This window comes from Alkalimonas sp. (assembly GCF_020831925.1).
Lineage (GTDB): Bacteria > Pseudomonadota > Gammaproteobacteria > Enterobacterales > Alteromonadaceae > Alkalimonas.
The window spans coordinates 14,423-33,528 of the sequence record NZ_JAFIFQ010000037.1 but is presented as its reverse complement, the minus strand read 5'-3'; the positions used below and the strand labels follow the sequence as shown (position 1 = coordinate 33,528).

General features: G+C 53.9%; 15 protein-coding genes. 6 read left to right on the top strand and 9 right to left on the bottom strand.

The annotated features are described in order from the left end of the window. The 7 genes from JJU14_RS11895 to JJU14_RS11865 form a co-directional block, all read right to left on the bottom strand. Positions 1-625 (bottom strand): hypothetical protein (locus JJU14_RS11895; RefSeq protein ID WP_228613816.1); only part of this gene is annotated, 625 nt, incomplete at its 3' end. Next, complete coding sequence (locus JJU14_RS11890; RefSeq protein WP_228613814.1) at positions 615-857, bottom strand: helix-turn-helix transcriptional regulator; 243 nt, start codon at positions 855-857, stop codon at positions 615-617. The genes JJU14_RS11890 and JJU14_RS11895, both read right to left, overlap by 11 nt. A 17-nt stretch (positions 858-874) precedes the next feature. Next, positions 875-1,348 carry a hypothetical protein gene (locus tag JJU14_RS11885; protein ID WP_228613812.1) on the bottom strand — a complete coding sequence of 158 codons (474 nt, stop codon included), beginning with the start codon at positions 1,346-1,348 and terminating at the stop codon, positions 875-877. Between the two features lie 8 nt (positions 1,349-1,356). After that, complete coding sequence (locus JJU14_RS11880; RefSeq protein WP_228613808.1) at positions 1,357-1,569, bottom strand: hypothetical protein; 213 nt, start codon at positions 1,567-1,569, stop codon at positions 1,357-1,359. A gap of 110 nt (positions 1,570-1,679) precedes the next feature. Beyond that, positions 1,680-2,012, bottom strand: a complete 333-nt coding sequence (locus JJU14_RS11875) for a hypothetical protein (RefSeq protein WP_228613806.1) — start codon at positions 2,010-2,012, stop codon at positions 1,680-1,682. Positions 2,013-2,023: 11 nt separating this feature from the next. Then, on the bottom strand, positions 2,024-3,112 hold the full coding sequence (locus JJU14_RS11870) for an AAA family ATPase (protein ID WP_228613804.1): 1,089 nt from the start codon (positions 3,110-3,112) through the stop codon (positions 2,024-2,026). Then, entirely contained in the window at positions 3,109-5,337 is a 2,229-nt protein-coding gene (locus JJU14_RS11865) for an ATPase, T2SS/T4P/T4SS family (RefSeq protein ID WP_228613802.1), read from the bottom strand. Before JJU14_RS11865 ends, JJU14_RS11870 begins: the two co-directional genes overlap by 4 nt. A 102-nt stretch (positions 5,338-5,439) precedes the next feature. Between JJU14_RS11865 and JJU14_RS11860 the strand changes: the two genes are divergently transcribed. Then, a complete protein-coding gene (locus JJU14_RS11860) occupies positions 5,440-5,997 on the top strand; it encodes a DUF1439 domain-containing protein (protein WP_228613799.1) in 558 nt (185 codons plus the stop codon). Positions 5,998-6,011: 14 nt separating this feature from the next. Here JJU14_RS11860 and JJU14_RS11855 read toward each other — a convergent pair whose 3' ends face one another. Then, complete coding sequence (locus tag JJU14_RS11855) at positions 6,012-7,697, bottom strand: sulfite reductase subunit alpha (RefSeq protein ID WP_228613798.1); 1,686 nt, start codon at positions 7,695-7,697, stop codon at positions 6,012-6,014. Positions 7,698-7,965: 268 nt separating this feature from the next. Between JJU14_RS11855 and JJU14_RS11850 the strand changes: the two genes are divergently transcribed. The 5 genes from JJU14_RS11850 to JJU14_RS11830 all read left to right on the top strand — a co-directional run bounded on the left by JJU14_RS11850 (position 7,966) and on the right by JJU14_RS11830 (position 17,376). After that, positions 7,966-11,745 carry a two-component regulator propeller domain-containing protein gene (locus tag JJU14_RS11850; protein WP_228613796.1) on the top strand — a complete coding sequence of 1,260 codons (3,780 nt, stop codon included), beginning with the start codon at positions 7,966-7,968 and terminating at the stop codon, positions 11,743-11,745. Positions 11,746-11,795: 50 nt separating this feature from the next. Then, entirely contained in the window at positions 11,796-12,569 is a 774-nt protein-coding gene (locus JJU14_RS11845; protein ID WP_228613794.1) for a DeoR family transcriptional regulator, read from the top strand. A gap of 36 nt (positions 12,570-12,605) precedes the next feature. After that, positions 12,606-14,435, top strand: coding sequence for a glutamine--fructose-6-phosphate transaminase (isomerizing) (gene glmS, locus JJU14_RS11840; protein ID WP_228613793.1), 1,830 nt, complete (start codon positions 12,606-12,608; stop codon positions 14,433-14,435). A 220-nt stretch (positions 14,436-14,655) separates the two neighbouring features. Next, positions 14,656-15,564, top strand: coding sequence for an AEC family transporter (locus tag JJU14_RS11835; RefSeq protein WP_228613792.1), 909 nt, complete (start codon positions 14,656-14,658; stop codon positions 15,562-15,564). 225 nt (positions 15,565-15,789) lie between these two features. Then, a complete protein-coding gene (locus JJU14_RS11830; RefSeq protein ID WP_228613791.1) occupies positions 15,790-17,376 on the top strand; it encodes an ATP-binding cassette domain-containing protein in 1,587 nt (528 codons plus the stop codon). Between the two features lie 15 nt (positions 17,377-17,391). Here the strand turns inward: JJU14_RS11830 and JJU14_RS11825 are convergent, their stop codons facing one another. Further along, on the bottom strand, positions 17,392-19,101 hold the full coding sequence (locus JJU14_RS11825) for a hypothetical protein (protein WP_228613790.1): 1,710 nt from the start codon (positions 19,099-19,101) through the stop codon (positions 17,392-17,394). Between the last annotated feature and the right edge of the window lie 5 nt (positions 19,102-19,106).

Here is a 19,106-nt window from a genome sequence, read left to right as displayed (position 1 = left end):
AGCTGGCTCCCAACAAACGCCCAATGCTGTCACCCAAAACGGCAACACTGTAACCAATAATGCCGCCAAAACTCATGCCGAGTACCATTGCTCGGGGTAAGGTGCTGCTCAGGTAGCTTAGCGGCGAGGTGAATGTCGGCTTGTTGGCTGCCAGTGGCGGCTTGAAAAGCCAGAACAGGCACAGCAGGCCGAGCGCAGTCAACATCAACAGGGGCACCAGTGCATTGGTGGTGTCGAAGAACAATAGCGCTACCATTAAGGCCAAAGGTATCAGCAACGTCAGCAGAAAAGGCAATTGCAACTCGGCTAGCCAGGCGGCGTTTTCAGGCTCTGCCAGTAGCTTCTGATCGGCGCCTTCGTACAGCACTATCTCCTGATGACTGAGCAGAGCGCCACCGCGCAAAAACTCAACCTTGATGGTATTCATCAGGCCTGGCTCTATGCGAATACGGATGTGTTTGCCTGTGCTTAGCTCGACCAGATAATTGCTGTTCATGGTCCAGTTCAGCCGGTTGATTTTAACGTCGCCATCGACCAGCACGGTTTCACGGCCAGTTAAACCATTCAGCTGTACTTCGACCTGATGGCCATCAATGTGCTGGATTATGCTTGGTTTAAAGTTCATCGGTTCCTTCCTCATTACTCATAGTATCAGAAGCATCAAAGGCCAAAATATCGCCCGGCTGACAGTCCAGCACCTGGCAGATGGCACTTAAGGTGCTAAAACGAATGGCTTTGGCACGGCCGCTGCGAAGTACGCTCAGGTTTTGTGGCGTGATGCCAATCTGCTCCGCCAGCTCATTGGATTTCATTTTGCGGATAGCCAGCATCACATCCAGATTTACGGTAATCGCCATGAAGTTCTCTTCAATGTTCAGATGGTCAGATTTTGCTCGTCTTCCAATTGTGCGCTCAGCTTGAACTTGGCAACGGCCAGCGGCACGATAAAGCCAAGGCCCATCAATGGCAGGTTCAGCTGCGCCAGTAAGCTAAGCAGATGCAGCTCCTCCCCCCAATACAGCAATAAGCTGCACAAAAAGATGGCGGGGAAAACGGCCGCTGCCAGGCAGGCGCTGGCCAGCTGCATCCACAGCCTGCGACTTTCTGCTTGAAACAGTTGGCCCTGAGATGCGCTTAGCAGCAGGCGCTGGATAATCAGGCCCAGCCCAAGGGCGGTGACCAATTGCGCCAGCCACAGGGCCCGTTGCTGGGCCCGTATCAACTGCTCTGGTGGGTACAGAATATCGGGTAACAGTGCCACGGTATGCACCAGGCAAAAAGCCAGCAAACCCCAAATCACAAAGCGACTGCGCTGGTAGAGGAGATTGGCATAGGGTTGAATGATCATCTGCGGCCTCAGTGGTTGTTCAGATAGTGATCAAGCTGTTTCAGCGCAGGGCGCAATAAACGCAAGCCGTAGTAAATAATACAAGGGGCGATGATCAAAATGCCATTAAAGCGCCAGCTGCCATTGGCTATCCAGCTCCCGAGCTCATAGCCAAGCATCAGGCCGCCCAGCATCATAAACAGGATGGCAACCAGGGTTTGTTGTTTTAAAGAATTAGACATAAGCGACTCCATGCGTGTTGTTTATACCCGCATTAAAGCCGAAATTAATTTGATAGGCAATAATTAATTATCGAAAAACAATCATTAATTATTGCAAAATGTTTCAACGGCTAGGCCATGCGCTCGGTGAGATCCATCGAAAAGCTGGCATGGTCGGTTAAGGTGAGCCTTATTCCTTGGGAGTGGAAGTGCAAGTCGTTCAATTGCAGATTGGCTGGCAGTTCGTACACGATCAGCGTACCGGAGCTGATGGAAAACAGTTTGGTGCGGCAATCGCTTTTTTCTTTCATGGTACCGCTGACGCCATCCTTCAAAATGGTGTGGCCACACACTTTGACGATCCCATCCTGATAGGCTTCGACCTTACCGAGGAAAAAGCGGCTGTCATCTTCCTGGAAAAGACGACGATAGGAAATCAATACCAGAGTGTTGGGTTGTAACATAGGGTCGCTCCTTAAATCAGGTGTCTGGCCTGATGCAGTAGTTGCCAATGATTGCCTGACTTTTCCGCCACTTCGGTTTCAAAGTAGTGTTGCAATCGGCGTCGGTCTTCCGGGTTGTCTTTTAATGCCGAGCCCAGCATAAAATGCAGCAAGTCGGTCAATTTCATCTCGCCCTGGTGATAATACCAAGCATGCAGACAAAAGGTGTGCGCTACGGATACGGCTTCTGCCGTCGACATGGCAGCCCCAGCCAGTCGATCGGTGCTGCGCCCGTCAATAGTTTGTCCGTTACGCAGTTCATGAAAGATGGTGACCAGCATTGCAAACGGCGTGGGTTCTAACGTCAGGCTAATGCCCGCTTGCTGGTTCAGCTTTTCTGTTTGCTGCATCACCACAGCAATTTCATCATCCAGTTGCCGGATCGGGCGAATGTGTTCAAAGCTCAGCCGTCGTTTTAAAGCAGCGCTCATCTGGTGCAGGCCCTGATCAACGCTGTTGGCGGTGGCAATCACATTAAAACCATGGCGGGCATAAAGTACGCCCTCTTCGCCGGAGAGCTCCGGAATGGTAATAACCCGATCGGACAGCAACGACAAGGTGGCATCTTGCAGCGGCTGCGGGCAGCGCGATAACTCTTCAAATCGCACGCACTTGCCTTGTTGCATCGCCCGGAACAGCGGGCTGGGCACCAAGGCTTCGAGGCAGGGGCCTTTCTGGCTGAGAATGGCTTGGTTCCAGCTGTACAACAGCTGGCTGACCGAGCTGACCGCACCCCCCTGGATAATTAAGCTGGAGTCTCCGGAAATCGCTGCTGTTAACAGTTCCGAGAGCCATGACTTGGCGGTGCCGGGTTCGCCAACCAGCAAGCTGCCTCTGTGGGTGCAAAGGGCCACCACAATACGGGTGACGATACCGGGGTCGGCTACAAACTTGCGCTCAATGCCCAGCTCACTGCAGCCGAGAATAAATTTTTCTACGGCCTGCGGCGATAACTGCCAGCCAGGTGGTGGTGTCACTGGGTCCCAGTGCTTCAGTTGATGCAACTCCTCCGCATACTCGATTTCGGCTGGGATGCGCTGGGTTGCCTGTGTTTTTGTCATGACCGGTTTCCTCCACGCTGTTCGGGTGCCATTCGCTCCGCCGGCAAGATCCTGGGTAATTCAGACAAGGGGATGACCCCGGAAATCACCAGGTCGAGTGCGCTATCGCGCATGGTGATTAGACCGGAATCCAGCGCTTGCCAGCGCAGCTCAGCAACCGGTTCTTGTTTCGATATCGCATTGCGGATAGCACTGTTGGCCTGCATGTATTCAATCACGGCCACCCTGCCTTTGGTGCCGCGCTGATGACACTCTGGGCAGCCTGCGCCTTCAAAGCAGCGAAAGCTGGCTGGCGCACCCTCAGGAAAAACCTCTTGCAAGATCACTGGATCGGCTTCCACCTCAGTGCGGCAATGCGGGCAGATCCGTTTGGCCAGCCGCTGTGCAATGACGGCCAGCAGCTCGCTGGCAATGGAATTGGGGTGCACACCTAAATCATACAAACGCTGCAGCGCATCAACCGCGTCGTTGCAGTGCAGGGTGGATAACACCAGGTGTCCGGTTTGCGAAGCGCGGATGGCCTCCTGAGCTGTTTCGTGATCGCGGATTTCCCCAACCAGTATCACATCGGGGTCTTGCCGCACGAAAGAGCGAACCGCGTCTGGAAACGCAAAACCAATATCCGGTCGGATCCGAGTTTGCTGGATACCGTTAATGGAATACTCAATGGGATCTTCTGCGGTGATGACTTTGCGCCGGCCATCATCAGCCAGTTCCTGCAAACCGGCATACAAGGTGGTTGATTTACCAGATCCGGTGGGGCCCACCACCAGCACCAAGCCAGCAGGATTGCTTAGCAACCGCTGATAATGCTGAGCCACTTTGCCGGACATGCCCAGTTCACGCATGGTCATGGCTCTGCCGGTGTGCTTGAGCAAACGAATAATGACGTGTTCACCATGCAAAGCTGGCTGGGTTTGTACCCTTAAATCATAGCTATCACCGGCACAGTGCAGTAAAGCGCGGCCCCCTTGCGGCAGCCGGTGTTCTGCGATGTTGAGCTCCGCCCGAATTTTGATGATGTTGACCAGCCCGATCAGGTCTTTAGCCGTCAGCACATAATGCTCCACATCATGCAAATCACCATCGACCCGTAATCGGATCCGTACTTTGCCGTCATAAAGCTCCAGATGGATGTCGCTGGCGCGTTCACTAACGGCTTCCAGTAAAATGGCCTCATACACCGAGACCAGATAAGGATTGATCACCGGTTCAGCAGGCTCAGTTCTGGCTTCATCCTGCACTGTGCCAGGTTCTGCATGCTGTTCGCCACGGCTACTGACATCCAGGTGCGACCAGATCCGCCGGAAGTCGGTCGGGCTGACCAGAGCGATGCTGATGCCGCCGCTGCCATTCATATTTTCAAGATCTAGGGTGTCTATCTTGGTGCTATCGGTGATCAGCAGCAGTTGTTTGTCGTGGTAGGCAATGGGCAGCACCCGGTGGTGATCCAAAAAAGTGCGGGAAAATTGCATAAAAAGTGCAGGGTTTAATTGCTGCAATACTTGGTGCGCACTGAGTACCGGCCAGCCATGCTGTTGTGCCTGAACTTCCAGCGCGGTTTTCGCCTGTTCGGAAAGTTGTTGCAAAACAGCAGAAACCGGCTTTTTTTCTACTTTCGCTTGTGTCGAGGTTAACTGCAGCGCCTGCTTTGTTGCCACATCCAGCTGGATGGCTGCAGGTGGCTGCTGCAATAACAAAGCTCCCAGGTTTTTTTGGCGCACCAGCTTTTGTTGGTTTTTCTGATAAAGCACCATGGACGTGTGATGGGGTTTGTCGCCTTCTAAACGAAGCAGCCAACCTTGTTCATGCACTACGGGCAAAATAGCATCGAGTGATTGCAGCAGGCAAGTGGCGATAACTGCTACCACGGGCTCCTTTAGTTGGATCAGGCGATTGGCATCGCCGACCAAAAACTCGACATTGCGGATATTGAGCCGCTGCAGATTTTTAAGTGCAATGGAAATGCAAGCCGGGTTTTTATCCAGTACGTAAAGATGAGGCACGCATTGAGCCAGCGCTGCACTCAAATAACCACTGCCGGCTCCAATCAGTAGCAGTGGCTGGTTGATATCGAGCTCCGCCAGCCAGGTCATGATCTGACGCACGGCTTGCTCTGTCGGGATGCTGTGGCCTGAAATCAGGTGAGGTATATCTTTGGAAGTGATAAACTCAGAACGAGGTACTTTGGCATCTAAGGTTTTGATATGACTTGTCCACTGCATGCTGTGCCCGGGCTGGAAGGTTACTCAAGCTGTATATTAGCTAATAGTTGCGGCGTTTTCCTTGATTTAAGATAACGGAATGACATAAACCGGAGGGTTTACATGCGAAATGTACTGGTCATTTTTGCTTTTTTGCTGGGTTTAACCGGTTGCGCGCAGGTCAGTGACCTGGCCAGCTACAGTGTGACCGAACAGCAGTTGCAGCAGTTGATGTTGCGTCAGCTGGATCAGCTCACGCAGCAAACCCGGTTGGCTGGCATGCCGGTGGCGCTGGCGGTAGAGGATATGCAGGTGCTGATTGGCCCCGACAATAGCGACAGTGTGCGGCTTGGCACCAAGGCCAGTGCTGTGTTCTCGGCCTTTGGCCTGCACTACCCGGCCAGCCTGGCTCTGCAGATTGAAGCCTCGCCTTATTACGACGCTGAGCAAAAAGCCGTGTTTTTGCGCAATCTACGCTTGCTGGATTCCAGCATTGATGCGGCGGGTTACCGCGGTAATTTAGCGCCGCTCAGTACCGAAGTGCTGCAGTTGGTCAATATGTGGCTACAGGATCAGCCGGTGTATCGGTTGGATGAAAGCGACCCGACCCAGCGGCTGTTGATGCAGATGCCACTGAATATGGCGGTGCAGCAGGGCCGTATTCGTTTTAGCCCTTTGTAAGCTTCTTCACACCCCTAATACAGATCGCGGCGGTACCGCCCCTGTTGCTGCAAAGCCTGCAGCTGAGTTGCCCCCAGCTCAGTCTGCAGCACTTGATCTACTTCCTGGCCCATACCGTGCAGACTGCCGCACAGATAAATAGCAGCGCCTTGCTTCAACCAGGCTCTTAGGTCCGGCATGCGCTCAGCCAGCCGGTGTTGTACGTATCGCACCTTGGTTCCATCGCGCGAAAACACCCGGTCCAATTCGGGTAAAAAACCCTGCTGTTGCCACGTTAGTAGATCTTTGGCAAAGAAGTTATCCACCTTCTGCTGACGCTCGCCGAAAAGTAGCCAGTTTTGCCGGTGACCGCGCTTTACCCGCTCTGCCAGCAAGCCCCGGATCCCTGCAATGCCGGTGCCATTGCAGATAAATACCATTGGTCTGTCATCATCAGGTAGGTGGAAATTAGGGTGAGGGCGAATGCGGCAGTGGATCGGTTGGCCTTCCAGCACATAACTGGTGAGCCAGCCTGAGCCCAGCCCAAGGCCCTGTGCCGTTTTAACTTGTCGTACCAACAAGGTGAGCTGGTCTTCCTCGGCAATGCTGGCGATGGAGTAGCTACGCAGAGGCAATAGCGGTTGTTGCTGCAACCAATGCTCCAGGTTTTCAGTAGCGGAGGGGCCATGCGGTGGTAAGACAATTTGTGCCAAAGCCCGGCACAGTGGCATCTGTTGTTGATGAAAACGAACCGTTTGGCAACCGAACACCTGATGCTCGGTGAGCCATAAAGCCACGGTGCAGCGGCTGTGCTCTGGCTGGACTTCCAGCACATCTCCGGCTTGCCAGCGCATGCCTGCTTGCCGTGGCAGTTTTACCACAAAGCAGGGGTTGCCCTGGCTGCCCGGATTCACGCAGTAGCGACTTTGCAGCGGTACTTTTAGCCAGGGCTGTTCGTCTGTTGGCTCCGCTTGCTCTGCGCCAAGTGTTTGCAACAGCTGCTGCCATTGCTGCCAGGCGCTGTTGTCACGCTGGCCCTGATCCCAGGGTACCAGAGGGTGGATGGCTGAGGCGCGGTGTTGCATCAGCCAATCATGCAGCCAGTGGCCAAAGGCACAAAAGTGTTGATAGCTGCGATCGCCCAAGGCCAGCACGGCAAACTTCAGCTTGGAAAGGTCCGGTTGCTGCTGCAAAGCCTGACGCAGAAAATGCTGGCCATTGTCCGGCGCTTCGCCTTCACCATAAGTGCTGACAATAAAGAGTGCCTGCTCAACATGCTGTAAGGGTAGTCCAGCTAATGCATTGAGTGGCAGCATCTGTACTTTTTTGCCCGCTGTTTGCAGCTGTTGGGTGCTGCGGCGTGCCAGTTGCTCAGCCGTGCCGGACTGGCTGGCATAACCTACCAGCCATTCTGGTTGCTGCTGATGCTGTTTGCCAGCGTACCGCCGATGATACCAAAGCTCCGTGGAGCGCCAACCAAGTAGCAACAGCTGGGTGCTGAGACACCAGAGCAACACAAACTGCAGGTTAAATGGATGGGTACTGAGCCATAACAACGCCAGCAAGGCGATAAAGGCTAGCAAACTAATCTGCTCAAACCAGGCTGCAGACACTGAGTAACCGGATGATCTGGCCCGAGTGCCGGCGATAAACCAGCCAAGAAAGAAAATAGCGGCGATGTAGAGAGTTTCTTGCAAAAAAGGCAGTGATTGTGAACGCATAGCCCCACCTTGGGAAGGAAAAAAGGGGCAGCTTTCGCTGCCCCAAAATGCAGGACAAGTTAACAACGACCAGGAAATAACGCTGTGAAGCGTACGCCAGTTTCCCGACGAGAGGAATAATAGTTCAGATTAAATCTAAATGCAAATAGTTATCATTAATTATTTTGCGTCTAATTTGAATTTGTTAACAGCAACTGCAATACTCAAAGCATCCTGGCTTGTGAGGCGTGTTATGCCCCGGTGTCCTTTCAATGCACTCCTGTGTAAGTTGATTCTATGGCTGCTGCTGTTATGCTCCTGGTCTGTTGTCTGGTCTGCGCCACAGGTCTATAGCCGCTTTATCCATCTGAATGATAACTTCGATATTTCGCCATTGGCTACCCGCATGGTGCAGGATGACCATGGTTTTCTTTGGCTGGGGACTCAGCATGGCTTGTATCGCTTTGATGGTGGTGATTTAACGCGTTTTCAGGCGGATGCAGCGAATTCCAACAGCCTTTCTGCCGACTGGGTCACCAGTTTACTGGTGGAAGGTGCCGATACACTGTGGATTGGCACCCGCTATGGCGGCTTGAGTCGACTGGATTTAAAAACAGAGCACTTTGAGCAACTCCGCTTTGCATCAGAAGCTGATGATGCCACACAATACGAAGTATCTGCGTTGTATCAGGATGCTAATGGTCAAATTTGGATCGGCACCTATGGCGCCGGAGTATTGTATTGGGATCCGCAGCAACAGCAGATAACCGCTTTGGCATTACCTGCAGAGATAGACGGTGTTTCCACAGCTTATATTAATGATATCTGGTTGGATGATGCCCGGCAGATGTGGCTGGCGATTGGCGATGCACCGCTTCGAACCAAAGGCAGCGCGACCGGAGGTTTAATTCGTTGGGATTTGACGCTGCAGCAAGGTCAGGGCTGGCATCCTGGTAACTCAGAGTTAAGCCATGATTCAGTGACTCATATGGCAGTACATCCTGAGTTGGGCCTGTTGATGTCTTTGTATGGTGGTGGCCTATGGCGTATCAACCCTATAACTTTGCAACCAGAGTCGATGGCAATGCCGGAAAGCATGCGGCGGATACAGGCGACGTCTATTGGGATGGATCCTGCTGGCAATATTTGGGTAGCCAGTGAGGGTCAGGGTCTTTGGTTGCATCTGACGGCAAGTCAGCGCTGGCAGCAGTTTAAATACCACCCTGAATTTAGCGCCGGTTTACGCAACGCTACCATTAGCAAGCTGTATTTTGATGCACAGGGTGCCTTGTGGTTGCTGAGCCAGTCGGGCTTTAGCCTGCTAGGGCCTGTTGCGCAGCAGGTCCGTACTCTGCCCTTTGGTAGCCGTGATCCGAACTTGCTTGGTGCTGCTAATGTGTTTGGTGTAGAGGCTGTTAGTGAAGAGGAAGTGTGGATCGCCAATCGTGAGGCCGGCGTCGCTTTGTTTAATCCGTTATCCGGCCAGCTGCAGCGCTTTGCGCTGCCTGAGGATGCGATAGGACCAACCATCGTCAGAGCTGTATTAAAAGAGCAAGATTGGCTTTGGATCGGCACCGACCGCGGCTTGTATCGCTTGTTACCGGATACAGCCGATTGGCAGTATATGGCGTTGCCGGAACTGGCTGGGCCACCAACGATTTCCATTTTTTACCCGGATGCGCAAGGTCGCTTGTGGTTAGGAAGTCGAGGCTCGGGTTTGTACTTGCTGGATCAGCAGCGTCAGTTTATGCGTCATTATCATACAGGCTCTGAGTCACATCCACTGCCTTTTAACACCATCACCAGTATGGCTATAGATCCTGAGGGGTACTTTTGGCTGGGCTCGTTGGATCGCGGGGTGATTCGTGCTGACTTGGAGCTATCAGGCTGGCAGCACTGGCGTCAGTTTGATGGCAGTGAGCATGGTTTAGTATTTAACGGCATTCAGCTTATCTATCCGCAAAATGGCCATATTTGGATTCGGGCTGGTAATCTGAATCATCGTTGGCTGGATCGCAGCGAGCCGCCTTTTTTTAAAGCCTACCCAACGGATGAGTCCGTCGATGCGGCGCTGATTGCTGCCGATGAGTTTCGTCTGCTTTATCGCTCGCACTGGTTACCCGCCAGTCGTTCCTTACTAGAGCTAAATGTATCGCATGGCATGCAGGAAACAACCTGGATTGGTGCCTGGGAATTGGATGATGGCATGATTTACCGAGGGGGAAGTAGTGGCATGGATTACTTTCGGCCACAGGATTTACCTGAGGATCACACCATACCGGCCGTACAACTTACCCGGTTTAGTTTGTTCAACCAAACCGTACTGCCAGGCAGCAGTCAGCTGTTGCCGCAGGCATTGCCGTATTTGGATCGCCTGGTACTTCGATACAAAGAAGATATGTTCAGTATTCGGTTTGCGGTGCCATCTTTGTTGCATCAGCAACAGCTGCAGTATCGCTATCGGCTGCAGGGCTTTGACCGTGATTGGATTATGACCAGTGCCAACGAGCGCATTGCCACCTACACCCGGCTACCACCTGGCTTGTATCAGTTTGAAGTAGCGGCCAGACTGGGTAATGGCGATTGGCAAGAATCAGCATTACTTCCTATTCAGGTGTTGCCGCCTTGGTGGATGACCTGGTGGTTTCGTGGGTTGATAATTGCGGCTGTGATTTTTGCACTCTGGCTGTGGCTGCATCTTAAAATGCAAGCCGAGCGGACGATGCGCCGTGAATTGCAGCGTCAGGTTACTGAGCGGACCCTGGAGCTCAGAGAGAAGCATGATGCCTTAGAAGCTTCCAATAAGGATTTGACTTTATTGCAAAAAATTGGCCGGGAAATTACTTCCTCGCTGGATTTGGACCAGGTGTTATCACGTTGCCACCAGATGCTTAGTGAGCTGATTGATGTGCATGTGATGGTCATTGGCCTGCACCGGCCTCAACTGCAACAGATCGAGTTTGTATTCTGGTTGGAGAATAACCAACAATCACCCAGCTTCAGCATTGATAAAGATAACCCAGCCGTGTTGGCATCTTTGTGTTTTAACCAAAGGAAAGAAATTCAGGTCAATCAGCGCTCGGACTTTTTCAAATTCTTTAGCAGCATGCCTCAACCCTTGTGTGGTGAGCCTATGCAGTCCGTGCTTTATATTCCGCTGATGGTGAACCAACAGGCGGTTGGGGTGTTCTCCGTGCAAAGCCCCAGTACCTTTGCCTATAGTGAGTCGCAACTGGATTTATTGCGCACCCTGGCCAGCACCATCGCCATTGCCGTGGTCAATGCCGATACCTTCACCCGCTTGCAGCAAACCCAGCAGCAATTAGTCACCCAGGAAAAAATGGCCTCTTTAGGCGGCTTAGTGGCTGGGGTGGCGCACGAAATCAACACGCCGCTTGGCATCTGCGTCACAGCCACCAGTCATTTGCAGGCAGAGTTTGCTGAAGTACAGCGTGCCTTTACCGAGAAAAAGCTGCAGCACTCCCAGTTCAATCGCTTTTTGCAGCATATGCAGGACGGCCTGAAAATCCTGGAGGTGAATACCGAGCGGGCCGCGGCTCTGGTGCAAAGCTTCAAGCAGGTATCGGTGGATCAATCGGCCGATGGCAGCCGGGAAATTGAGTTGGCCAACTACCTGCACGATGTACTGCTATCTTTGCAGCCTCAGCTGAAAACCGTGGCTTGCAAGTTTGAACTAAGCTGCCCTGAAGGGATCTACTGGCATACCGACGCCGGTGCAGTGGCACAAATCATCACCAATCTGGTAATGAACAGCATCAAGCACGCCTTTGCCGAAACCAGCCAGCCCAGGATTGTGCTGCGTGTCAGCCACCAGGGCCGGCAACTGCAACTGGATTACCAGGACAACGGCACCGGTATGGATGCTGCCAGTTTGCAGCGTTTGTTCGAGCCGTTTTTTACCACCAAGCGTTCACTGGGTGGCACCGGCTTGGGCGCGCACATTGTCTATAATCTGGTTACAGCGCGGTTAAAAGGCCAGATCAAGGTCAGCAGTGAACCAGGCCAGGGCTTGCAGTATCAGCTCACTCTACCAATGGATGCTTGCTAATATCTTTCTTTTCGTTAAAATATCTTTCAAATCGAAACTTGTGGTGCTGAATGAACAAACGCAATACCCAACAACGCCGTCATTTGATCATGACCGAACTGCAGCAGCATGGCGAAGTCTCGGTGGAGCAATTGGCAGAGCGCTTTCAGACTTCGGAAGTGACCATTCGAAAAGACCTTACTGTGCTGGAAGAAGCCGGTTTATTGCTGCGGCGTTATGGCGGGGCTGTGCTGGTACCACAAGACTTTGTCACTGAATCCAGTCTGGAGCAAGTTTCGAAACGAAAGCTGGCTATAGCCAAAGCCGCTGCCAGTTTGATCAAAGATCATTACCGCATCATCATCGACAGCGGCCGCACCACCGCTGCTCTATTGCCGGAGCTGGCACACAAGCAGGGCCTGGTGGTGATGACCAACTCGCTGGCCGTGGCCAATGCGCTGCGCGAGCTGGAAAACGAGCCGACCTTATTGATGACCGGTGGCAGCTGGGACTCGCAGTCCGAGTCTTTTCAGGGCCAGCTGGCCGAACAAGTATTGCGCGCCTACGACTTTGATCAGCTGTTTATCGGTGCCGATGGGTTGGACCTGGCCCGCGGTACCACCACCTACAACGAGCTGTACAGCTTAAGCCGGGTGATGGCAGAGGTCGCGCGTGAAGTTATTGTCATGGTGGAGTCCGATAAGTTGGGCCGCAAAATTCACAATCTGGAGCTGCCCTGGCAGGCGATCAAAGTGCTGGTGACCGATACCGGTTTATCCAAAGCCGATGCAGCCATGATTGAACAACAGGGTGTCAGCGTGATCCGCGCTGAGGCCGATAGTTAACCATTTAAGGTATCAGAACATTTTTAGGGAGTTTCTATGTGCGGAATCGTAGGCGCTGTGGCGCAAAGGGATGTGGCAGAGATTTTACTGGAAGGTTTGCGCCGGCTGGAATACCGCGGCTATGACTCCGCCGGTTTGGCCGTGCTAAACCCGGACACCGGCTTGCAGCGCTGTCGCCGGCTTGGCAAAGTCAAAGAGCTGGTGGATGCCGTTGCGGCCGAGCCGCTCAGTGGCGGTACCGGCATTGCCCATACCCGCTGGGCTACCCATGGCGAGCCAAGCGAGCGCAACGCTCATCCGCACGTGTCCAGACGTATTACCGTGGTGCACAACGGCATTATTGAAAACCACGAGCCGCTGCGTCAGCAGCTGCAACAGCAAGGCTATGTATTTAGTTCCGATACCGACACCGAAGTGATTGCCCATCTGGTCGAGCAAGAGCTTAAGCAGACCGACTCCTTGCTCACAGCGGTGCAAAAAGCCGTGGCTCAGCTGCATGGTGCTTACGGCACTGTGCTGATGGACAGCACCGATGCCAGCCGTTTGGTGGTCGCCCGATCCGGCAGTCCGCTGGTGATTGGGGTTGGCATCGGTGAGCATTTTATTGCCTCCGATCAACTGGCCTTGTTGCCGGTAACCCGGCGTTTTATCTTTTTGGAAGAAGGCGATGTGGCCGAAATTACCCGCCACAGCGTGCAGATCTTCGATAAAGACGGCCAGCCGGTCGAACGTGAATTGCACGAATCCAACGTGAGCTACGATGCCGGTGATAAAGGCCCGTACCGCCACTTTATGCTCAAAGAAATCTACGAGCAGCCGCATGCCGTCAGCAATACGCTGGAAGGCCGCTTAAGTGCCGACTCGGTGCTGGATGAAACCTTTGGCAATGGCGCCAGCGAGCTGTTTAAACAGGTGCAGCATGTGCAAATCGTTGCTTGTGGCACCAGCTACCACTCCGGCATGGTAGCCCGTTACTGGTTAGAAGCCATGGCCGGGGTCTCCTGCAATGTGGAAATCGCTTCCGAGTTTCGTTACCGCAAATCCTTTGTGCAGCCAAACAGCCTGCTGGTGACCATTTCGCAGTCCGGTGAAACCGCCGATACGCTGGCAGCGCTGCGTCTGGCCAAAGAGCTGGGTTATCTCGGCAGTTTAACCATCTGCAACGTGGCGGGTTCATCTCTGGTGCGTGAATCCGATCTGGCCTTTATGACCCGGGCTGGCGCCGAAATCGGTGTGGCCTCTACCAAAGCCTTTACCACCCAGCTGGTGGGCCTGGCCATGCTCAGCCTGGCCATTGGTAAGCACCATGGCATGGATGCTGCCACCCAGCAGCAGTTGGTGCAGGCGCTGAATCAGCTACCCGCCGTGTTGGAGCAAAGCCTGACACTGGCCAGCCAGATTGAAGCCCTGGCCGAAGAATTTGCCGACAAGCACCACGCGCTGTTCTTAGGCCGCGGCGATCAGTACCCGATTGCGATGGAAGGCGCACTGAAGCTCAAAGAAATTTCCTACATCCACGCCGAAGCCTATGCCGCCGGCGAGCTTAAGCACGGCCCGCTGGCGCTGATCGATGCCGATATGCCGATCATCGTAGTGGCGCCGAACAACGAGCTGCTGGAGAAGCTGAAATCCAACGTTGAAGAAGTCCGCGCCCGCGGCGGCATTCTGTACGTGTTCGCCGATGCCGATGCCCGCTTCCAGTCCGACGACACCATGCGGGTGATCAACGTACCGCACAGCCACCCCTGGCTGGCACCGGTGCTCTACACCATCCCGCTGCAACTGCTGAGCTACTACGTCGCCATCATCAAAGGTACGGATGTCGATCAGCCGCGTAATTTGGCGAAATCGGTGACGGTGGAATAGCGCCGAACCGCTCCTGCAGAGAGCCTAAAGCCTTACTACTCATCAGGCCCCGAAACCCGGGGCCTGACTTTTCCAGCTTGCATTTGCTGTAAAAAGTCGCTTTGTATTTTTTACGGATTGAATTAGCTTAATACAACAAAAAAACACACAGGACTCTGTCAAGGGCAGCGCTCAGTATGTATCCTGATACCGCTATTTATTGCCGGGTTTAGAATAGAAGATGCTACAGATCATCGCTGCCTTGGTGCCAATTTTTGCGTTACTGATGCTGGGTTTCTTTGCGCGCCGCCATGGCTTTCCCGGTGAGGGTTTTTGGGCGCCGGCAGAGCGCTTAACCTACTATCTGCTTTTTCCGGCGTTATTGATCCATAGCCTGAGTCAGGCCAGCCTGTCCGGCGGGGAGTCGTTACGGATTGTACTGGCAGTGCTGGTCTTGCTGGTTGTCGTTAGTGGCATCTGCCTGGTAGTAAAAAAGCCATTGCGGGTTGGCTTTGCAGCCTACACATCGTTTTATCAAGGCAGTATGCGCTTTAATACCTTTGTGGCGCTGGCCTGCACAGCGGCACTGGTATCAACCGAAGGTTTGGTGGTGGCAGCCATTATTGCTGCGGTGATGATCCCTACCCTTAATGTCTTGTGTGTGCTGGTGTTTTCCAGTGAAAAAGGGCTGACTGCCAATCTGCTGCCAACGCTTAAGGCTTTGGCCAAAAACCCGCTTATTCTGGCTTGTTTTGCCGGGGTTTTACTGAATCAACTGGGTGGCTTACCAGCCACGCTGTCTGCTACTTTGGGGTTGTTGGGACAAATGGCCTTGCCGCTAGGGCTGCTGTCGGTTGGTGCGGCGCTGAACCTGAGTGCCTTGCGATCGTCGGGGCGGGTGCTTTATGCCTCATCAGCCATTAAATTGCTGCTGTTTCCACTGCTTGCCTGGGGGGTGGCTTATGGGTTTCAGTTATCCGAGTTGGCGTCTCAGGTGCTGATCATCTTTGCCGCCATGCCAACCGCAACCTCTGCGTATATTCTGGCCCGGCAGCTTGGGGGCGATGCCCCTTTGATGGCGGCGATCATTACGGCGCAAACACTCTTTGCGATGATCACCTTACCTCTTGTGCTGTCGTTTGTTGGCTAACGCAAAATGCATTTTACTTCTCCAACGGAAGTGGCTAAAATTCACGCACTTTTCGCTTTGGAGCCGATGCCGACATGAATCAATGACACCTGACAATCCGCACTTTTTTTATTTTGGATTCTCGGGGGTCTTCTGGCATCGTCCTGCATTGCAGCGGTTCTTGCTGCGGTGATTCATACCCACTACTGATTGTTGCAGGCTATGCCGCCCCCGTAAGGAGGCTGTATGTCGTATTTTTTTGCCCACCATCTTCGCTATACCCTGCCAGATGGCCGCCCGTTGTTGCAGTCGCTTGATATCAGCTTGCAACCAGGCTTGCAGGGGCTGACCGGGGCCAATGGCAGTGGCAAGTCGGTGTTGCTGGAACTGCTGGCCGGGCAGCGTGCTCTGCAGCAAGGCAGTATTCAGCGTCAGGGCAGTCTGGGCTATTTTGCCCAGCTACAGCAGCATGATTGGCGCCAGATCGGCACTGTGGCGGATCTGCTGCAACTGCGTGAGCCGTTGGAGGCTTTGCAGCGGATCCTGGCTGGTAGCTGCGACGAAACTGACTTTGAATTGCTTGCAGAGCAATGGACTTTGGCTGAGGACCTGGCCGACCAATTACAGGCACTGGGCCTGAGTGGGGATATCTGGCAGCCTTGTGCCGAACTTAGTGGCGGCCAGCTTAGTCGTTTGTTGCTGTGGCAGTTGTTCCGCCAGCAGCCAGACTGGTTGCTGCTGGATGAGCCGGGCAATCACTTGGATGCGAGTGGGCGGGCCTGGCTTAGGCAGCAGCTGCAGGCATACCCTGGAGCCGTTTTGCTGATCAGCCATGATCCTGCCTTGCTTGAAGTGGTGCCGTTACTGTACGAGTTGCAGCACGGTAAGTTACAGCGTTACGGTGGTGGTTTTACTTTGTACCAAAATCAGCAGCGTGCAGAGCAGCAGGCGGTGTCACAGGCGCTGGCGCAGCGTAAAAAAGAGCAGCGTCAGTTGGAGCAAAGCATTGTCGAGCGTGAGCAAAGAGCGCAGCGCCGGGCCCGCAGTGGCAAGCTGCAGCGGGCGGCTGGCAGTCAGTCTAAGTTGGTGCTGGATGCGCGGCAAAACAGTGCCGAGCAATCCGGTGGTACCAGAAAACGCCAAGCCGAAGCCGAGCGACGGCGGCTGCACCAGCAGTTATGTCAGTTAACGGATCGTCAGCACAAGGAACAGGCGTTGAGTTTTCAACTGCCGGCACCAACGCAGCAGGCCGGCTGGCAGCTCAGGCTACAGCAACTGGAGTTGTGTTATGGCTCGGCCGGGCCGGTCAGTCTGGAGCTGCAGTTTGGCGATAAGCTGTGGTTGCAGGGCGACAATGGCACTGGCAAGTCGGTGTTGTTGCAAACCATTTGCGGTAGTTTAGCGCCCGCAGCTGGCCTGTTGCGTTGCTCGCCACCCTGCCACTATCTGGATCAATACTTTAGCCTGCTGGATCCTGAGCAAAGCGCCCTGGATAACTTGCAACGACTGGCGCCGCAGTTGAATAATACCGAGGCCAGAACAGCGCTGGTGGCCATTGGTTTAACGGCGCAACAATGGTTGCAACCGGTAAGCAGCCTCAGTGGTGGTGAGCGGATGAAGCTGGCGCTGTTGGCGCTGACCCGGCCACAGCCACAGATGCCTTTGCTGTTATTGGATGAGCCGGACAATCACCTGGATCTGCAGGCCAAGGCTTACTTAGCCCGGCAACTAGCCAATTGGCCTGGTAGCTTTGTGTTGGTATCGCACGATGAACGCTTTGCCAGGGAGACGGGCTGCAATCTACAACTCTGGTTAAAACAACAGCCCGGCTAAGCCGGGCTGAAATGTTTAATCGGCTTTGGTATCCAGATGCATCCGGCTTTCAATCGCAATGCCTTGTGCTTCGATGTCCAAACTCAGATCCAGTTGGAAGGGGGTGTCTTTCATGGCTTCAAACTCGGGCGGTAATTCAGCGCCCGTGGCGGCCATGCTGTCAGCCATGGCGGTAAAGAAACGGGCGTAGTTCATGCCAAAGTGCAGCAAGCCATTTTGACTAAGCGCGGTGCCTGCCAGAGCTTTGGCCTGGCTGCTGGCTTGCTCTCCCTGATAAATCAGCGCGTGATCCTGGGTCAGCATCAGTTTGGGTGCCATGCCAAATTGAGCGGCCATTGGAAAGAGTTCATTCAGCTCTAATTCTTCGCCGAGCTGCGGGAAAGGAATATCGGCCAGCGGTGGATAAAACATCAGCAGACTTTGCAGCAGGCTGTGGGCATTGTCAGCCGACAGGCTGAACACGGCATCGACCACAGCAGGCATACCGGTAGCCGGATCCATCCGAACGTCGTTGACGGTAAAGGAAGCGCCTTTCACTGAGCCTGCCATCCCAGCCATAGCAAGTGCCGCCAGAGGGTTGCTGGCCTTCATGGTGGTTTGCAGCTCAACCAGCGGAGCGCACTGGAAGCTGGCGTTGCTGGTGGCGGCCCATAGTTCACCAACGGCAGGAAGCAGCTGGCCAATATTCAAGCCCAGCCCAAGGTGCAACAGGCTGTTGTTGGTTGGTTGCTGTACGTGCGGTGCAATAAAGCCTCGCAGTTTGTCTAATGACGCCATGGCGGTTTTGTCGCTGCTGGCAATCAGCATACGGCTGCTCATTGGCTGCTTATTGAGCTGATTATCAAAATAAATGCCAGGCCAGTTGGCGGCGATGGTGGCGGTATCCGCCTGACAGGCTGTTGTGTGCCAGTCTGTCATGATGGTGCTAAGGTCATCGCCAAGCAGGGCATGCAGATCGCGGGCTAAGCGATTCTGGTTGTTACTGGTGATGGCTTTGAGTAGCTCGGCACTGCTCAGCATGCCAAAGCTGGCTTCATTTAGTTGGTAGCGCTTGGCCAGTGGGGTGATCGCTCTGTGCCAGTTCATTACATCAGTAGGCTTGCGAATCGCCAGAGCTTCGGCATGGTGAGCGGCGTCAAAGCCATTGGACGTCAGCACCACCGTACCCCAACCATTCTGCACTGTGACCAACAGGTCCAGGCTATGGCCATTGAATGGAAACAGCGCATAACGGCGGTAGGCGATGCCATCCAGCTCCTCGGCCTGATGCCAGAGTTGACTTTGCTGTTCGATGCGGTCAAAAAATCGCCAGAACGCCTGCTCATTGGTTAATTCAAAGCGGCTGACCGGGGATAAACCAACCAGATAGAATAAGCTGCGAAATTCTTGCCGAAGACCGGTTAGCTCTGTCAGTTGCTCCGGCTGTTCCATCAGATGTAGGTATTGCTCAAGCAAGGCCGCCAGAAAGTGGCCGCTGTTAGAGCCCGAGATGCTGAGCATAGACGTCAACACATCCAGGGTTTGCTGAGTGTCCTGTGGATACAGCTGTACCTGCTTCAGGTAGCGTACCAGATCAAAGGGCTCCAGCTGTACAGTGAGCATGGCCGTGTCGGCCGGAATGTAGCTAAGCTGCTCCGACGCCCGCTCAACGCCGTTGGAGGTTAACTTGATGTAAGCAAAAAGTGCTGCTGCCAACAAAGCAGCGGCGATGATAAGGGTACGCATCCTAT